Source organism: Hymenobacter agri, assembly GCF_054778495.1.
In genome coordinates this window covers 1-1,051 of the sequence record NZ_BAAGZM010000994.1, presented here as the reverse complement: position 1 = coordinate 1,051, position 1,051 = coordinate 1, and the positions used below count along the sequence as shown (strand labels likewise).

The window sequence follows — 1,051 nt, the reverse complement described above, 5'->3', positions numbered from 1 at the left end:
CGCACCGCCGCGCCCTCGGCCGCCCCGGCCGTAATAGCCGCCCGCCCCACCACGCCAGCTTACGACAGCGAAGATGTGGCCGACCTGCCCATGGACGATACCGACGCTTCCAACCGCGAAATGGTGGCCACTAGCCAGCGCAGCGGCGACGCCGTGCGCCTCGTGGGCCAGCTCACGTTCCGCAACGACCCCAGCCAGCGCTACTACCTCACCAATGCCCTGAAGGTGGTGCACGTAGACGAGGACGACAACGCCGAAGTGGTGGGCCGCCTCACGCGCACCGACAGCCAGGCCTTCCCCTTCGTGCTCACCGATGCTCAGCAGCGCCGCCTGTTCATCACCGGCCGCGGCGACGTGTACGACAAAGCTGGCCAGCGCGTAGCCAAGCTGCACGATACCATGTAACGAGGTAATAGCAAACAGTAAAAAGCCGGCCCGCACGTCAGTAGGCCGGCTTTTTTGTGCGTTAGCAGGCTTGGTTCTGGTTGGCCGTCGTTCCTTCGTGGTCGGTTTTCGCGTCTCACTAGTCCAATGCTCATGTCCCAATTGCCTTTTCTACTCGTCGATGCCTTCACCACCGAAGCCCTGCGCGGCAACCCCTGCGCCGTGGTGCTCGATGCCGACGACCTCGACCCCGCGCTGCGCCAGCGCCTGGCCCGCGAGTTCAACCAATCGGAAACGGCATTTGTGAACCGCGCCGCGCCGGGCAGCACTGAGTTCACGGTGCGCTTTTTCACCCCGGCCGAGGAAATACCGCTGGCCGGCCACCCCACCATTGCTACCGTAACTGCCCTGTTGCACGCGGGCCGGGTGGCGCTGCCCGCCACCGGCGAGGCACTCACGCTTACACTAAACTTACTACACGGCCCCATTCGGGTGGATGTGCTGCCGGGCGCGACTGGCGGCCCGGTGCTAGTGTGGATGACGCAGCGGCAACCCGTTTTCGGGGCCACGCACGCGCCGGAGGCCGTGCTGCCGCTTTTCGGCCTGACGCCTGACGACCTGTTGCCCGGCGCCACCATCCAGACAGTGAGCACGGGCACTCCGCAGC

The 1,051-nt window shown here is 65.7% G+C and carries 1 protein-coding gene and 1 pseudogene; both read left to right on the top strand.

Annotated elements, in window-relative coordinates:
• Positions 1–405: pseudogene (locus ACYVDE_RS23960) on the top strand (hypothetical protein); the annotation flags it as partial.
• Positions 406–537: 132 nt separating this feature from the next.
• A partial coding sequence (locus tag ACYVDE_RS23955) for a PhzF family phenazine biosynthesis protein (RefSeq protein ID WP_460504034.1) occupies positions 538–1,051 on the top strand: 514 nt, incomplete at its 3' end.